The sequence below is a fragment of the Melittangium boletus DSM 14713 genome, from assembly GCF_002305855.1.
In the GTDB taxonomy this organism is placed as follows: Bacteria; Myxococcota; Myxococcia; order Myxococcales; family Myxococcaceae; genus Cystobacter; species Cystobacter boletus.
In genome coordinates, this window is the sequence record NZ_CP022163.1 from 5692621 (window position 1) to 5709429 (window position 16809).

The following is a 16809-nucleotide window of genomic DNA, read 5'->3' on the forward strand; positions in this document are numbered from 1 at the left end:
GGGAAGGAACGGCCCCGGCGCCGAGGGCGGCGGCCCTCAGCTTCCCAGGCGGGAGATGAGCAGCTTGCGTTGCAGGGTCAGGGCCTCGGGCGCCTTGTGCCCCAGGGACTCGAAGAAGGTCTCCTGATTCTTGAGCTCGGTCTTCCACTCATCGGTCTTGATGGAGGTGACGTCGGCGAGCGCTTCCTTGGAGAGATCCAACCCCTGGGTGTTGAGGCCCTGATCCGAGCGCGGCACCCAGCCGAGCAGCGTCTCCTCCGTGGGCACACGGCCGTGCACCCGGTTCACGATCCACTCCAGCACGCGCATGTTGTCGCCAAAGCCCGGCCAGATGAACTTGCCGCTCTTGTCCTGCCGGAACCAGTTGACCTGGAAGATCTTCGGCGGATGGGCGATCGACTTCTGCATGTCCAGCCAGTGCTGGAGGTAGTCGCCCATGTGGTAGCCGCAGAAGGGCAGCATGGCCATGGGATCGCGCCGCACCACGCCCACCTTGCCGGTGGCCGCGGCGGTCGTCTCGCTGCCCATGGTGGCGCCCAGGAACACGCCATGCGTCCAGTTGAAGGCCTGGAGCACGAGCGGCACGGTGTTGGAGCGGCGGCCGCCGAAGATGATGGCGGAGATGGGCACGCCCATGGGATCGCTCGCCTTGGGGCTGAGCGCGGGGTTGTTCTGCATGGGCGCGGTGAAGCGGCTGTTGGGGTGCGCGGCCTTCTCCGGGCTGCCGCGCTTCCAGGGCCGGCCCTGCCAGTCCGTGAGCTCCTCGGGCACCTCGCCGTCCATGCCCTCCCACCACACGTCGCCATCCGGCGTCATGGCCACGTTGGTGAAGAGCGTGTCGCGCGACACGCTGGCCATGGCGTTGGGGTTGCTCTTGGTGTTGGTGCCGGGGGCCACGCCGAAGTAGCCGGCCTCGGGGTTGATGGCCCACAGCCGGCCGTCGGGACCCACGCGCATCCACGCGATGTCGTCCCCGACGGTCTCCACCTTCCACCCCGCGTATTCCTTGGGGGGAATCATCATCGCGAAGTTCGTCTTGCCGCACGCCGAGGGGAACGCCGCCGCCACGTACGTCGTCTCTCCCCGGGGGCTGGTGACGCCGAGGATGAGCATGTGCTCGGCGAGCCACCCCTCGTGCTGGCCCAGGTAGCTGCCGATGCGCAGGGCCAGGCACTTCTTGCCCAGCAGCACGTTGCCGCCATAGCCGCTGCCAAAGCTCCAGATGGTGTTGTCCTGGGGGAAGTGGCAGATGTAGCGGCGCTCCGGGTTCAGGTCCCCCGTGCTGTGCAGGCCCCGGTTGAACTCTCCCGAGTCACCGAGCATCTCCAGCGCCGCGCGCCCCATGCGCGTCATGATGCGCATGTTGAGCACCACGTAGATGCTGTCCGTCAGCTCCACGCCCACCTTGGCGAAGGGGCTGCCCGGCGGACCCATGATGTAGGGCACCACGTACAGGGTGCGGCCCTTCATGCTGCCGCTGAACAGGTGCGTGAGCTTGGTGTAGGCCGCCTCGGGCTCCATCCAGTTGTTCGTGGGGCCGGCGTCCTCCTTGTTCGTGGTGCAGATGAAGGTGAGGTGCTCCACCCGCGCCACGTCGTTGGGGTTGGAGCGGTGCAGGTAGCAACCCGGGCGCTTCTGCGGGTTGAGCGGGATGAGGATGCCCTCGTCCACCGCCTGCTCCGTCAGCCGCTGCTTCTCCTCCGCCGAGCCGTCGCACCACACGATCCGCTCCGGCTGGGTCAGCTGGGACATCTTCGCCACCCAGGCCAGTAGCTCCGGGTTCTTCGTGGGAGCACTGCCCTGGATCCCTGGGGTCTGGAGCGAGGCCATGAGCACATCTCCTTGTAAAAGGTTCGGCTACCTTTCTGACTCACCCTTGTAAAAGCAATGGCGCGCCTCGCCAGATGTCCCTCGGGAACTCCCAACTTCATTCAATTTTACTAACTGAATCGTGTCTATTCAGAAGCAGACGTTGGAGGCGCGAGAATTCAGCTCCTCGCCGGATTGGAGTCAGGCTGCCGCCCCTCCCCAATATGACCATCGCCATCGTCCTGGGCACCGTGCCGCTGGCCCTGGTGCTCTTCTCTCCTCCCGGTGGCGGTGGCGGTGCCCTGGGGGGCCCCCCGCGCCGGGCACTCGAGGCACCGGCGCGAGGGAGCCGCGGCTGTCGCGTGACGCGCTCAGCCGCAGGTGTACGTCCAGCGGCAGTTGTTCGACAGGCACTCGTTGTTGTTCGAGCACAGGGCGCCCTTGGCCTTCTTGTTCTGGCAGGTGCCCGTGTTGAGGCCCCAGCCGCAGTACTGCTGGGCGCCGCAGTCGTTGTCGCCATCGCAGATGCAGCTGCCGGTGATGTTGCCGCAGTCCAGGGAGGTGCACTTGGCGCTCACGCACTCCTCGTTGAAGCGGCACGTGTCGCCGAGCACCTTGGAGTTGGGGGCGTAGGCCTTGCCGCAGATCTGCGGGTACTGCGCCTCGCGGGTGGCCTTGGGCACGTAGGCCGCCACGCCGCTGGTGTCGATGTCCGCCGCCGCGTCCGCCATGCCCGTGCGCGTGGACTGCGCGCGCTCCCACATGCGCAGGAAGGTCTCCGACGAGCCCTCCAGGCCCGTGGTGTTGGCGCCCAGCTGCTTGAGGTCGCGCAGCAGGTCCGGCAGCAGGCCCACGTGCGCCAGGCCGTACTGGTCGAAGTCGGTGCCCAGGCGCGGGGGACCGGACACGCGCTGCTGCGCGGCCTGGGCATCCGCCTCGGCCTTGAAGCCCGCCGAGCACGCGCCGTACGAGCCGAAGCGCGGACGCGTCTGCTGGATGAAGCCGTTGAGGTCCGCGCCGAACGCCATGGGCACCTTCAGGCCCTGACGGCCGAACTCGTACGCCTGGGCGAAGGAGCGCGTCGAGCCCTGGCAGTTGTTGGCGATGGGCGTGCGCGTGTAGTCGCGCGTCTCGTCATGCGCGGTGCGCAGGCCGAAGATGCCTCCGGACTGGCGCACGTAGCGGATGACGGAGGCGGGCGTCGTCTTCTCGTTGGCGGCCAGGTCCGGGCTCATCACCTCGCGGAAGTGTCCGTGGGAGATGTAGACGGGGTAGTAGGTGTTGCCGCGCGTCAGCGCGACGGTGTCCTCCACGGAGCGCTCGGACATGTGGGCCAGGTCGATGAGCATCCCCTTGGCCATCAGCTCCTGCACCAGCGCCTTGCCCTCGGCCGTCAGGCCCTTGACGTTGCGGCAGTTGGCGTCCACGTCGAAGCCCAGCGTGAAGCCCGGGCCCGTGACGCCGCAGTCGGTGTCGATGTGGCAGTTCTCCAGGAACTGGGCCGCCTGGAAGATGGCGTTGTGCAGCGCCGCGCCACCGAAGCGGTTGTCCAGCTGGTGCACGGGCTGGATGGAGCGCACGCCCAGGTTGTAGAAGCGGTTGAGCTCCGAGCGCCAGTCCTTGGTGCCGAACAGCTTGCTCACCTCGATGGAGAGCACCATGGCCAGCTTGCCCGAGGCGATGATCTGCCGGGCGTGCGCGGGCGACAGGGCGATCTCCGCCCAGGACGTGCGCGCGTCGAAGTCCTTGGCCATCTGGATCTGCACCTCGACGTCCGTCATCTCGTCGCAGGGGCGCTTGAGGTTCTGGTAGGGCAGCGCGCTGCACAGGAAGCCGTTGCTCACCAGGGACACCGTCACGAGCGACAGGCCGCCCAGGTGCGCCTGGCGCAGCGAGCCCTCGAAGGCCTGCTGGTGCGCGATGGTGTCCCATCGCGGCCACTGCGTGTTCACCTGCTTGCGGCCCAGGTGCAGGCCCGTGTCTCCTTCCGTGCCCTCGATCTTCCCGATGAACTCCGAGGCCACCGCGCCGCCCACGCCGAACATGCTGTTGAGGACGGGCACGCCGCTCAGGTCCAGCGCGCCCGAGTTGGGGCACAGGTTGAGCATGTTGCTCAGGTCCATGCGCACGCGGGCGTGATCACTCTCGGGCTCGCCGCCGTCGCAGCTCACCATCGTGCCGGTGTGGCTGCCGTGGAACCAGCCACCGCTGAACGCCTCCTCGGCGAACATGTGGTGGTGCAGTTCCGCGAAGCCCGAGACCGCTACTTGCTGCTCCACCGTGGCGGGGGCCTCGACGAGCGCGTCGGGCTGCGTCTCATCCACCGGGTTGCACCCCTGCATCAGGGCGAGCATCGACAGCATGGCCAAGGGTCGTCGGTTCATACGCGACATTTCCTCTCTGAGTGAAAGAGGGCCGCATACCAACCCGGGCCTAAACGGAAAATCAAGTGAAGACAGGCATAAGGGAAAAGGGGGAGGTGGGGCAGTGTGCCCACGCCTCCCCCTTATTCCTACCCATTATTCCTACAGCAGTTTGTCGAGGGTGATGGGCAGCTCCCTCACGCGCTTGCCGGTGGCGTGGAAGATGGCGTTGGCCACGGCGGCGGCGACGCCCGTGGTGGCGATCTCACCGATGCCCTTGATGCCCAGCGGGTTGACGTGGGGATCGTTCTCCTCGACGAAGTGCACGTCGATGGCGGGCACGTCCGCCTGCACGGGCACGTGGTACTCGGCGAGGTCCGCCGTCATCACGCGGCCCGTCCGTGGGTCGCGCAGCGTCTCCTCGGTGAGCGCCATGCCCAGGCCGAAGATGACGCCGCCGGAGATCTGGCTGCGCGCCGTCTTGGCGTTGAGGATGCGGCCGGCGGCCATGGTGGTGACGATGCGGCTCACCCGCGCGGTGCCCAGGGCCTCGTCCACGCGCACCTCGATGAAGTGGGCCCCGAAGGAGTGAGAGCTGTACTTCTTCTCCTCGGGCTTGGGCGCCGCGTCGCCCTTGCCTTCCACGTGGGGAAGGTTCTGGCGCGCGAGGAGCTGGGCATACGTCTCGCCCTTGTTCTTGTCCTTGCTGGAGAAGAGCCGTCCGTCCTCGGTGAGGACGTCCTTCTCGGCGAGGCCGCTCAGGGGCGACTGCTTGTCCGCCACGGCGAGCTGGATGAGCTTCTTGCGCGCCTCGGCGGCGGCGGTCTGCACGGCGGGCGAGGCGGAGGCGGTGGTGGAGGAGCCACCCGCGAGCGGACCGAGCGGCAGGAGGCTGTCGCCCATCTCCATGCGCACCTTCTGCACGGGCAGGCCCAGGGCCTCGGCGGCCACCTGGGAGAGCACGGTGTAGGCGCCCGTGCCCAGGTCCGAGGCGCCGCACTGCACGAGCGCGGTGCCGTCCGGCATCACGCGCGCCGAGGCGGCGGCCGGCGAGCGCATGGCGGGGAAGGTGGCGGTGGCCATGCCCCAGCCGATGAGCACGTCCCCGTCCTTCATGGAGCGGGGCTGGAGGGGACGCTTGGCCCAACCGAAGCGCTCGGCGCCCGAGCGGTAGCACTCCAGCAGCGACTTGCTGGACCAGGGGTGGCCGTGCTCGGGATCCTTGTCCGCGTGGTTGATGCGCCGCAGCTCCAGCGGGTCCATCTTCAGCGCATGGGCGAGCTCGTCCAGGGCGCTCTCCAGCGCGTAGGTGCCCGGGGCCTCGCCCGGGCCGCGCATGAAGGTGGGGGTGCCCGTGCTCAGACGCGCCACCTGCTGGGACGTGGTCACGTTGGGGCAGGCGTAGAGCATGTTGCTCACGCCGGTGAAGAGCTCGGCGAAGCTGTCCTGCTCGGACACCTCGGACAGGCCCGTGTGGCGCAGGGCGGTGAGCTTGCCCTGGGGACTGGCGGCGAGCTCCACCTTCTGCACCGTGTGGGGCCGGAAGCCCACCAGGGTGTTCATCTGCTGGCGGGTGAGCACCAGCTTCACCGGCCGGTTCACGTGTTTGGCGGCCAGGATGCTCAGGGCGATGTGCGACCAGGGCAGCGCCTTGCAGCCGAAGCCTCCGCCGATGTAGCGCGAGAGGACGCGGATGTTCTCCTGCGGCATGCCGAGCAGGACGGAGAGGAACTGCCGCATGAAGAAGACGCCCTGGTTGGCATCGTAGATAGTGAGGTGCTCGGGGTCGTCCCAGACCGCCACGGTGGCGTGGGGCTCCATGGGGTTGTGCGTCTCGGTGGGCGTCGTGTACGTGGCCTCCACGCGCACGCTGGCCGCCTTGAGCGCCGCCGCCACGTCTCCGCGCGTGTGTCCCGGCGGCGGGCCGCCGAAGACGCCCGGGGCGGGCTCGACGCGCGCCTTGTTGATGTCCAGGGTCGCGGGCTTGTCCACGTAGGTGGTGCGCACGAGCGAGGCGGCGTACGTGGCGCGCTCCAGCGTGTCGGCCACCACCAGGGCGATGGGCTGGCCGTTGTAGAGCACCTCGCTGTCCTGCATGGCGGTGACGCGGGGCAGGACGGGAATGGTGGCGTACTTCTCCAGGCCCGCCAGCTTGGGCATGTTGCGCGGGGTGAACACCGCGAGCACGCCCGGGGACTGCTCGGCCTCGGACGTCTGCATGCGCAGCACGCTGCCGCGCGGCACGCTGCTCTGGACGATGACGGCGTAGGCCGTGTTGGGCAGGGTGTGCTCGGCGGCGTAGCGCGCCTGTCCCGTCACCTTGAGCCGTCCGTCCACCCGGTCCACCGGGTTGCCAATGAGCTTGCCGTTCATGAGCGCCCTCCGAGCGTCGTCAGGGCGCGCACGACGAGCCGCCGCGCCAGTTCCACCTTGAAGCCGTTGTGGGCGCGCGGCTGCGCTCCCTCGAGCGCCGCCTCGGCCGCGGCCTGGTACAGCGTGGGCGAGGGCTCCTGTCCGACGAGCTTCTGCTCGGCGGCCGACGCACGCCAGGGCCGCGTGCCCACGCCTCCGAGCGCGAGCCGGGCGTTCTTGATGCGGCCTGCGTCCACCTCCAGCACCGCGGCCACGGAGGCCAGGGCGAAGGCGTACGAGGCGCGGTCACGCGCCTTCATGTAGAGCGAGCGGCGCGCCGCGGGCAGGGCGGGGATGTCCACCGAGAGGATGAGCTCCCCGTGCTCGAGCACCGTCTCGCGCTGGGGCGTGGTGCCGGGCAGCAGGTGGAAGTCGGTGAAGGGCACGGTGCGCTCGCCCTTGAGCCCCTGGATGCGCACGGTGGCGCCCAGCGCCGCGAGCGGCACGCACATGTCCGAGGGGTGGGTGGCGATGCAGGACTCGCTGCCGCCGAGCACCGCGTGCGAGCGGTTGATGCCCTCGAGCGCCGAGCAGCCCGAGCCGGGCTCGCGCTTGTTGCAGGCGTTGGCCGTGTCGCGGAAGTACGCGCAGCGCGTGCGCTGCATCACGTTGCCGCCCACGGTGGCCATGTTGCGGATCTGCCCCGAGGCGCCGGCGAGCAGGGCCTGGGAGAGCGCCGGGTAGCGCTCGCGCACGAGCGGGTGGTGGGCCACGTCGCTGTTGCGCGCCATGGCGCCCAGCCGCACGCCGCCGTCCGGAAGCTCCTCCACCTGGGCGAGCGGCAGCTTGCGCACGTCCACGAGGACGTTGGGCTTCTGCACGCCGAGCTTCATCAAATCCAGGAGGCCCGTGCCGCCGGCGAGGAAGGTCGCCTCGGGCGCGCCGCTGACCTGGTTCACGCTGGTGGCCGTCTCCAGCGTCTGCACGTAATGAAAGGGATTCATGTGCGAGGGTCCGTGCCTGTTTACTGGGGAAGCCGCCGCACCTGCTGGATGGCGGCGACGATGTTGGGGTAGGCGCTGCAACGGCAGATGTTGCCACTCATGGCCTCGCGCACGTCCGCGTCGGAGGTGCCACAGGGCTCGGACAGCAGGCCCACGGCGCTCATGATCTGCCCGGGGGTGCAGTAGCCGCACTGGAGCGCGTCACACGTGAGGAAGGCCTCCTGCATGGGGTGCAGCGTCTCGCCCTGGGCGAGCCCCTCCACCGTGCGCACCTCGGCGCCCTGGTTCATGAGGGCGAGCGACAGGCAGCTCAGCTCGCGCCGGCCATTCACCAGCACCGTGCAGGCGCCGCACTGGCCATGGTCACAGCCCTTCTTGGTTCCCGTGAGCTCCATGCGCTCGCGCAGCGCGTCCAGCAGGGTCGTGCGGGGATCCACCTTCACCGTCCGGGGCTGTCCGTTGACGGTGAGGCTCACCTCCAGCTCCGCGGGCGGGGGGCTGGAGGGGGAAGGCAGCTGGGGTCCGGCGGGGGTGTGGTGGCAGGCTTCCAGGAACAGGGCACTGCCTACCGTGACCGTGGTGGCGGTGGCGATGAACTCGCGGCGGGTGGCGCCACCGGGGAGCTCGGAAGCGGGGGCTTCCGGGCTCGTGGGCACTTCCGGTGAGAGGGACTTCGGGTCCGTCATGACAGCTCCATTCGGAAGACGACGAATGGACGCTAGCGCGAAGGCACCGTGTTCCGGAGAACTCTCGTGAGCGAAGCGTTGACCTGAATCACTTTCGAGGGCGTGGGTCTTGTCGTGCGTGTTCCCACTTCCATCGACATGGGCGCCAGGCTCCTCACGTCCCGGATTCGCGCTCGGGCGCGAGCGGACGATCCGCCGTCACGGTGAGTATGCCGTGAAGCATTCCCAGCACCGCCGCGTACACGAGGAGCTGGGGCGCCACGACCGCGATGCCGAAGCGCTCGGCCATGAAGCCCACGGCGCTCGGCAGCACGGCGATGCCCAGCGTGCCCGCGCTCACCTGGAAGCCCACCGCGTGCGCGGCCACGTCGGAGCCCACCCGCCGGGGCGTCTCCGACATGAGCGCCGGGAAGATGGGTGCCATCGAGAGGCCGAGCAGCCCCAGTCCGAGCGCGGGAGGCAGGGCGGGGAGCGCGAAGAGCAACGCGCCCACCACCGCGAGCGCGGTGCACCCCCGCAGCATCCGCACCGGGCCGAGCCGCTCCACGACGAAGCCGGACATGACGCGCCCCACGAACAGGCTGCCCCAGTAGAGGCTCGTCCAGCTTCCAGCCTCCGCCGTGCTCAGGCCCCGCCCCTCGGTGAGCACCGTGTAGCTCCACTGGCCCGCCGTCACCTCCACGCCCACGTAGAAGAAGAAGATGAGGCTCTGCAGGCGCACGCGCGGACGGCGCAAGGCTTCCCAGGCGGTGGCGGTCGGCACCACGCTGGCCCCTCCTTCCTCTCCGGGCTGCGGCGGGCCGCCCTCCCACTGCCGGCGCATCACGACGAAGGTCACCGCGAGCGCGCCGAGCACCGCGCCGATGACGGCGTAGCCCGCGCGCCACCCGGCTCCGCGCGTGAGCAGCGCCGTCATGAGCACGGGTCCGAGCGTGGCTCCGATGCTGTAGGCGGCATGCAGCCACGTCATGTGGCGGGGGCCGAAATGTTGGGCGGCGTAGGTGTTGAGCGCGGCGTCGATCGCCCCCGAGCCAAAGCCGACGAAGCAGGCCGCGCACAGGAAGAGGGCGAAGAGCGGCACGGTCGCGTAGCCGCCCAGACCGAGCGCGACGAGCGCGGTGCTGGCCGCCAGCAGCAGGCCGAGGTTCAGGGCTCGCATGAGCCGTCCGGCGAACAGGCCCGAGACGAAATACGCCGCCGCGCTCGCCGCGAGGATGGCGCCCATCGCGGCCTGGGGCAGGGAGAACGTGTCGCGCAGGGATGGCCAGGCCAGCCCCAGGACCGCGTCCGGCAGACCGAGGCTCACGAAGGCCAGATAGGCGAGCGCGAGCAACGCGGGACGGGGACGGGAAGGTGTCATGGCGGCGCAACCTAATGCACCGCCGCTCCTCCCCGCCCACCAAACCGACTAGATCTTCACGACCTCCACGTCATCCATGTGGATGAAGTTGGCGCCGTCGGCCGTCGTGGCCTGGGTGTGGAAGCCGAACTCCAGGTAGCCCCCGGTGACGTTGATGGCGGGCGTCTCCACCTGCGTCCAGTTGCCGTACGTGCCGAGCGTGGTGAACACGGGCGCGGCGGTGCCGCTCGTCTTGCCCTGCAGCCGGGCGATGGGGAAGTTGCCACCCTTGCGCACCCAGGCGCGCACCTTGTAGTTGCCGTTGGCCAGCCCCGTCTTCACCTGGTACGTCCAGGTCTCGAAGGGCGAGTTGCTCCAGTGCGTCAGGTGGTAGGAGCCCGAGTGCGCGCCGTTGTAGGTCTCGCTGATGGCCGCGCCCGCGGTGCCGTTGGGCGTCCACGTCGTCCAGTTGGACAGGCCCGACTCGAAGCTCGCGTTGGCCACCGTGGTGCCGGTCGGAGGCGGGGTGGTGCCACCGCCCTTCTGGTACCAGCGCACCCACTCGACCTCCATGGTCTTCGGCTGGCCCTGCGTCAGCGCGATGCTGCCGGCGGCGGGGAAGCCGTACCAGTTACCACCCATGGCCAGGTTCAGGATGAGGTAGTGGTTCTGCTGGAACTCGGTCTCGTTGTGGTAGAACGTCGTCCCGGCGTAGCGGCCGTCCAGCCGGAACACCATCATGCCGGCGTCCCACTCCACCTCGTAGGTGTGGAAGGAGTCGGCCAGGTTGTAGCCGCCGCTCTGGCCCGTGCCCCAGTCCGCCTGGCCGCCGTTGTACCAGTGGTTGGCGGACTTCATCCACGTGGGCTCGTTGGAGTGCCACTCGAGGATGTCGATCTCTCCGCTGGAGGGCCAGCCCACCTGCTGCACGTTGGCGCCCAGCGTCCAGAACGCCGGCCACATGCCGTAGCCGGAGGGCACCTTGATGCTCGCCACGATCTTCCCGTAGCGCTTCTCCACCTTGCCCTTGGTGTGCAGGCGGCCCGAGAACAGCGTGCGCTGATGAGCGCCGCACTTGGTGTCGCTCACGCTCGTGGGGGCCGTGCGCTCGGCCTTGATGATGAGCTTGCCGCCGCTCACCGAGACGTTCTGGGTCCGGGGATACTCGATCTCCCCCGTGCCGAAGTTGCAGTTGTTGGTGACCGGATCGTGATCGCTGTTGAGCGTGGTCCAGTTGCCCGTGTTGAGGCTGCCGCCCTCGAACTCATCCGACCAGGCCAGGCTCCAGCCCGAGCCCGGGTTGTAGTCGAGCTCGCCCTGGACTTGGCCCACGGCGTCGGCCTGGGCTGCCGCTTCGGTTGCGTCCTGCTCGGAGGCGTCCATCGCGCATCCGGAAAGGGCCGTCAGACAGCAGGCGGCCAGGAACTTCGAGGAAAAGGTCAGTCGGGACATGTCCGTGCCTGGGGTGGGAGAAAGCCGAGGCTGGAACGAGTCAGCCTCGGATTCTCTTAATACCAGAAATGACGGATTAAGTGAACCAAACTGTTATCTCAGATGAAGGACCTGTCACGGAGCCGACTGACGCGGTGGGCCATCGGGAGGCTCACGGCACCTGGACGCCGTCCATGTTCGACTCCGGGGAGGAGGTGGCGCCCTTGAAGGCCCGGGCCCGGTAGAAGTGGTTGCCCGAGGGCACCTGCCGGTCCACGAAGGTGCGGGTGTTGGCGCCCACGCGGCCTATCTCCTGGAAGGCCACGGGCCAGGTGGAGGGGCCGCGCTCGAGGATGAAGCCCTCCTCGCCTTGGGAGTTGTCCGTCCAGCGCAGGGTGATGTCCGCGCCCGAGCGCTGCGCGTAGAAGTTGCTCGGGGCCTCGAGCGTGGTGGCGTTCACCTGGATGGACGCGGTGGTGGAGACGGTGGCGCCGCGGTTGTCCTTGACGGTGAGCGTGACGGTGTAGGTGCCCCCCTTCGTATAGGTGTGGCTCGCCTTGGCGCCCGTGGCCTGCTGCCCGTCGCCGAAGTTCCAGGCGTACGAGGCGATCGTGCCATCGGCGTCCGTGGAGCCCGAGCCATCGAAGGCCACCACGAGCGGCGAGGCCCCCGAGGTGGGCGTCGCGGAGATCCGGGCCACGGGGGCCTGGTTGCCGGTGGACGTGCCCGAGGGGAGGATGACGAGGGTGATGCTCTGGCTGGGGACGCGGGTGTCGATGACGCCCGCGGCCACGGGAAGGTCCGCCAGCCGGGTGATGGTGTTGGCGGACGTGAGCTGCCACACCTGGGCCTTGGCCGCGGAGCTGAAGCCCGCCACCTTCAGCGTGACGGGCGTCTCGCCCGACAGCACCTTGTTGATGACCATGACGGTGAGGGCGCCGTCGCTCGTGCGCTGGGCGGCGAACGCGGACAGGTTGTCCGGATTGGCCACGGCGCAGGACACGCTGGTGTCGCCGAAGGTGGACTTGAGGCCGTCATAGTTGCGGTACAGCTTCATCGCCTTGTACGTGGGCGTGGTCGCGGCCGGTGTCTCCCAGCGGGCGGCGTAGTCCAGGCCCTCGCGGCCGAAGATGCCGAGGAGCTCCGCCTGCGTGGTGGCGCCGTTGATGTGGCCCTCCGCGCCCCAGTTGTACTCGGTGATGCCCACCTTCGTGCCCGGGTAGTAGGTGCTCACCCACTCCTTCAAGCGGGGCACCAGCCGGACCTTGTCCTGAATCCACGTCTCGTCGACGTAGTTTGGATCCCACAGCGAGCGCGTGGTGCGGTTGCGCCGCAGTTGCATGGTGTTGGAGGTGTCGTTGCTGAACTCGCCTCCCTGGGGGTAGTAGTGGACGGTGAGCACGTCCAGCAGCCGCTTGCCCGTGGCCTGCTCGTTCTTGTGGAACTGGTCGAGCAGCCAGGGGAGGTAGTCCCAGTTGCCGTTGGCCTCGCGGTCCGGGTAGCGCGTGTAGCCGTTCTTCGGCGCTTCCTGGTGGTCATAGCCGCTGTAGAGGTAGCCGCTCCATCCCCACTCCTCCGGGCCCATGATGAGCGCCCCGGGGTCCACGCTCTTCACCATGGCGGCGTGCGCCAGGTGCTTGTCGCGCAGCTGCTTCATGGTGAGGCCCGTGGGTTGGGCGTCCCGGTGGGTCTGGTGCCAGAGGCTGGGCTCGTTATCCATGATGTAGTAGCGCGGGCCTCCCGCCGCGGCGCCGCCCCAGCGCGCGCGCAGGTGCTCCACCCAGCCCTTCTGGAAGTTCGCGTCCGACGCCACGTTGGCGTCCTTCGGATCGTTGACGACGTTCTTCCCATTGCTGAACACGCCGTTGCCCGCGTCCGGGTAGTACGCCCGATCACTGTCCTGCTGCGCGCCGTATTTGGCGATGGAGAAGCTGCACATCTTCTCGCGGCCGGGCCCCAGGTTCGCCACCCAGCCGATGAGCGGAATGGTGATGAGCGGCTCCGCGCCCGCCGCCCGCGTGCTCTGGATGAAGGCATCCACCTCGGCACCGGGCTCCGCGCTGGGATAGGGCAGACTCTCGAAGTAGTAGTCATTGGCGCGGTTGGCCGCGTTCAGCTTCCAGTTGTAGCGGGACGTGGCGTTTCCACCCCGGCGGTTGAGCGGCGCGTTGAGTTCCTCCAGCTGCGCCTGCGTTCCATAGGCCACGCCATAGATGAAAGGATTGATGGCATGCCGGCCGGCCCCCACGTTGATGTTGACCGTCGCGGCGGCGTTCTGCGCCAGCGCGGGTGAGGTCATGCAGAGCCACAAGCCCGCCAGCAGGGGGCCGTGCCCCCGCTTCAGCCACTGTGCCTGTACGTAGACGGACCCGTTGCCATGACGACGCTGCCCCCTCATCCGTTCTCCCCCTAGCATGGTCAATCCCACGCTCTTGACATCCGGGGCAAACCTTGAACATGCGCAATACAGACAGCAACCTGCACTCCAGATGGAATGCGCGGGGGTTGAGTCTTGCTTTATCGCGTGCTGGCAAAGGGGCCCGGGACGCACGATGCGAGGCATCGCACCCGTCCCGCGGGGGCCTTGTCCGCTCAGTGGATGGCGGCGCGCAAGCCGATGCGCTCGAGCACCTCGGCCTCGAGGGCGAGCAATTCATCCAGTCGGGCGTCCACCGGGGCCACGTCGCCTCCGGCGGCCGTGACGGCCAGCCGGTAGAAGAGGGACTGATGTCCGTCCTCGGACTGGGCCAGCTCCGCGTAGAAGCGGCGCAGCGGCGGATCCTCCAGTCCTTCGGCCAACAAGGACAACCGCTCGCACGAGCGGGCCTCGATGACGGCGGCCACGAGCAACCGGTCCACCCGGCGGCCCTCGTGGGACGTGCGCACGGCCTTCTGCAGTCCTTGCGCGTAGGGGTCGCCCGCGTCGCGGCCCAGCGTCAGGCCCCGCTCCGCCATCAAGTCCAGCACCCGGGCCAGGTGGGAGCTCTCCTCGCGCGCCAGCCGGGCCATCTGCGCGGGCAGGCCGGGCAGGTCCGGGTAGACCTGGATCATCGACAGGGCGTTGGCCGCGGCCTTCTTCTCGCAGTGGGCATGGTCCACGAGCACTTCATCGAAGCGCTCGAGCGCGAGGGGCAGCCAGCGCGGATCCGTGGGGACGCGGAGGATGACGGGGCCTTCTCCGGACAGGGGTCGGCGGTCGAGCGTGGGGCGGGACATGGCGGGCGGACCTATATCACCGACCGTGCCCCGCGCCTCGGGCAGGCGGGCGTTGCCTCAGTCCATCAGCACCACGCGCTGGGTGCGGCCCGCGAGGTAGCCCACCCGGCGGGCGATGCGCGCCAGCGACTCGTCCTTCTCCTCCACGCGCAGCGTGAGCCGCGGCAGCGACGAGAGCAGGAAGCGGGAGATCTGTCCCAGGCACAGGATGGCGTGGCCCTTCCTGCGGTGGGCGGGCACGGTGTAGAGGCCCTCCAGCTCCGCGCCGTATTGGGAGCGGCTGCCGATGTCCACCTTGAACACCAGCTCGCCGTTCTCCTCCAGCACGTAGGTGCGCTGTGCCCGGACTCGCTGGGCCACCCGGGCCTCGAAGCGCGAATCCTCCGCGAGGGGGTCCCGAGCGTGGATGTCCTTCACGGCCCCCGCCGCCAGGGGGAGCAGGCGCGGCAGATCCTCCTCGCGCGCGAGCCGCAGCAGGGGATTGGTGAAGGGGCCCAGATCATCCGCCGACACGGAGAAGAGGCGGTAGGTGCGCGACAGCTTCGGCTTGCCCGAGCACAGGCTGCGCACCAGCGCGTCCACCGCGGGCTTCTCTCCCACCGCGGCCTTGAGTCTCACGCGATCGGCCAGCGCGTCCGCGATGACGCCGGTGGCCTGTCCGTCGTTCGCGGAGGGCACCAGCAGTCCGCCGTCTCCTCCCACGAAGAGCGCCGCGGTGAGCGTCTTCCCATCGAAGCGTCCCCAGTAGGAGAAGCTGCCCCGGTCCTCGGTGGGGGGAAGGCCGAACTCCTCCAGCAACCCCAGCAGGTAGAGGTTGTGGGCCGGATCCCGGGCGAGCAGCGCCCGCAGCGCTTCGATATCCCGGGGAGCGAGCTGTTGAACGGTGACGGGCATGTCGCGAGCGAGGGCATACACCATAACGTGCCGCTCCGGTTTTCAAGAGCCTCCGTTTTTACCGGGGCCGCGAGTGCTCCCATGGCTCCTGGCGGCGCGCGGCGAGCTCCCAGGCGGAACAGAAAATTGTGCGTCGGTCAGATTGCCCGAGCGGCGTGTCGCTCGCACGCGCCGTGTGGGGCTCCGCCTCCCTGTCACGGCGGGGGCCGGGAGCGGAACGGGTACGACAGGGTGAGCGGGGGTCTTCCGGGTGGAGCGGGGAAGGGGGTGTCGGCCAGGGTGTCCAGGAGACAGGCGAAGACGAAGGGATCCTGGAGCGTGCTCTCCACCACCTCTCCGCGCAGGAAGTGACCCTGGCCCTCCTGGGACTCGAGCGTGAAGCGCAGCCGCACGCTCTGCGCGCCCACGTGGCGCCCCTCGGCGTCCTGGAGGCATTGGCGCATCAGCGGCTGGATGGCCCGGAGCGCCGCGCGGACTTCCTCCGGACTCCACGTGCCCGGGGGAATTTCCGGCAGGGGCTCCTCCTCGCGGGCGGCCACGGGCGGCGGGGCCGGTGGGGGGATGGGCTCCACGGGAGGCGGTGGCGTGGGCGGGGAATGCTCCACGGGCGGGGGCGATGGGCGCGGGGCGACGGGGTGCTCCAGCTCCAATGGGGGCTCCCGCGTCAGCCAGAGCGCCAGCGCGCTCAAGGCCACGAAGGGGAGGACTACCCAGAGGAGCACGGCTCGTCCCGACATGCCCACCTCAACCCGTGCGTGCTCCGCCTCAGTCCAATCCCAGTGCTTCCTTCAGGAGTTCCTCCCGGGCCACCACGGGCGTGCGCGGAAGGAGCTCGGGTCGGAAGCGCCGGATGAGCGCGTCGCCCGTCACGGGGGTTCCATCGCCCAGTCCACTCCAGGCCGCGAGCAGCCCCAGCACCCGCTCCACGGCGATGCCCCGCTCGCGCAGCTCGGCCACGGCGAAGGCACCCTCGCGCTTGGCCAGCCGCTTGCCGTCCTCCCCGAGCACCAGGGGCACGTGCCAGAAGCGGGGGGGCGTGACGCCGAGCGCCTCGTAGAGCTGGAGTTGTCTGGGCGTGGAGCTGAGCAGGTCATCTCCCCGGAGCACGTCGGTGATGCCACTGGCCGCGTCGTCCACCACCACCGCGAGCTGGTAGCTGGCCACGCCGTCGTTGCGACGCACGACGAAGTCTCCCACCGCCGTGGCCACGTCCTGGCACACGGGGCCGTGCAGCCCGTCCTCGAAGCACCACTCACCGGGGAGCGCCTGGAAGCGCAGGGCGGGGGGGCGCATCCGCGCGCGCTCCTCGCGGACCTCTGGAGCCAGGGGCGCGCAGGTGCCCGGATAGCGCGGGCCCTCGTCGCTCAGCCCATGGGGCGCGCTCGCCGCCCGGGCGATCTCCGCGCGCGTGCAGAAGCACGGGTAGACGCGGCCCATGCGCTCAAGCCGCTCCAGCGCCTCTCGGTAGATGTCCTCGCGCTGGCTCTGCACGAGGGGCGGCTCGTCCCAGTCCAGCCCCAGCCAGGTCAGATCCCGGTACAGGTCCTCGAGGAAGGCGGGTTTGCAGCGGGCCCGGTCCAGGTCCTCGATGCGCAGCAGGAACCGGCCTCCGGCCGCGCGGGCCTGGAGCCAGCCCAACAGGGCGCTGCGGGCATTGCCGAGATGGATGCGTCCGGTGGGGCTGGGCGCGAAGCGTCCGCGGAGACTCATGGCGT

12 protein-coding genes are annotated in these 16809 nt (G+C 69.3%); all 12 read right to left on the minus strand.

The window, feature by feature from the left end; all coding sequences use genetic code 11:
- Positions 1 to 36 precede the first annotated feature (36 nt).
- Positions 37 to 1830 (minus strand): phosphoenolpyruvate carboxykinase (GTP), encoded by a 1794-nt coding sequence (locus tag MEBOL_RS23885; protein WP_095979618.1) that lies wholly within the window; start codon positions 1828 to 1830, stop codon positions 37 to 39.
- 350 nt (positions 1831 to 2180) lie between these two features.
- Entirely contained in the window at positions 2181 to 4193 is a 2013-nt protein-coding gene (locus tag MEBOL_RS23890; protein ID WP_179956287.1) for a membrane dipeptidase, read from the minus strand.
- Between the two features lie 141 nt (positions 4194 to 4334).
- Positions 4335 to 6545 carry a xanthine dehydrogenase family protein molybdopterin-binding subunit gene (locus MEBOL_RS23895; protein ID WP_095979620.1) on the minus strand — a complete coding sequence of 737 codons (2211 nt, stop codon included), beginning with the start codon at positions 6543 to 6545 and terminating at the stop codon, positions 4335 to 4337.
- Positions 6542 to 7528 carry an FAD binding domain-containing protein gene (locus MEBOL_RS23900; RefSeq protein WP_095979621.1) on the minus strand — a complete coding sequence of 329 codons (987 nt, stop codon included), beginning with the start codon at positions 7526 to 7528 and terminating at the stop codon, positions 6542 to 6544. Before MEBOL_RS23900 ends, MEBOL_RS23895 begins: the two co-directional genes overlap by 4 nt.
- A 20-nt stretch (positions 7529 to 7548) precedes the next feature.
- Positions 7549 to 8214, minus strand: a complete 666-nt coding sequence (locus MEBOL_RS23905; protein WP_095979622.1) for a (2Fe-2S)-binding protein — start codon at positions 8212 to 8214, stop codon at positions 7549 to 7551.
- Positions 8215 to 8368: 154 nt separating this feature from the next.
- Complete coding sequence (locus tag MEBOL_RS23910; RefSeq protein ID WP_095979623.1) at positions 8369 to 9574, minus strand: MFS transporter; 1206 nt, start codon at positions 9572 to 9574, stop codon at positions 8369 to 8371.
- Positions 9575 to 9622: 48 nt separating this feature from the next.
- The gene (locus MEBOL_RS23915) at positions 9623 to 11005 is read right to left on the minus strand and encodes a glycoside hydrolase family 16 protein (RefSeq protein ID WP_095979624.1); all 1383 of its coding nucleotides are present in this window, start codon (positions 11003 to 11005) and stop codon (positions 9623 to 9625) included.
- A 151-nt stretch (positions 11006 to 11156) separates the two neighbouring features.
- Positions 11157 to 13382: a glycoside hydrolase family 44 protein gene (locus MEBOL_RS23920; RefSeq protein ID WP_245918782.1), complete on the minus strand. Its 2226-nt coding sequence runs from the start codon at positions 13380 to 13382 to the stop codon at positions 11157 to 11159.
- 194 nt (positions 13383 to 13576) lie between these two features.
- Positions 13577 to 14200, minus strand: coding sequence for a MiaE family protein (locus MEBOL_RS23925; RefSeq protein ID WP_095979625.1), 624 nt, complete (start codon positions 14198 to 14200; stop codon positions 13577 to 13579).
- A gap of 57 nt (positions 14201 to 14257) precedes the next feature.
- The gene (locus tag MEBOL_RS23930; protein ID WP_095982966.1) at positions 14258 to 15094 is read right to left on the minus strand and encodes a GNAT family N-acetyltransferase; all 837 of its coding nucleotides are present in this window, start codon (positions 15092 to 15094) and stop codon (positions 14258 to 14260) included.
- A 194-nt stretch (positions 15095 to 15288) separates the two neighbouring features.
- A complete protein-coding gene (locus MEBOL_RS23935) occupies positions 15289 to 15831 on the minus strand; it encodes a hypothetical protein (RefSeq protein ID WP_095979626.1) in 543 nt (180 codons plus the stop codon).
- A 28-nt stretch (positions 15832 to 15859) separates the two neighbouring features.
- On the minus strand, positions 15860 to 16804 hold the full coding sequence (gene gluQRS, locus MEBOL_RS23940) for a tRNA glutamyl-Q(34) synthetase GluQRS (protein WP_095979627.1): 945 nt from the start codon (positions 16802 to 16804) through the stop codon (positions 15860 to 15862).
- Between the last annotated feature and the right edge of the window lie 5 nt (positions 16805 to 16809).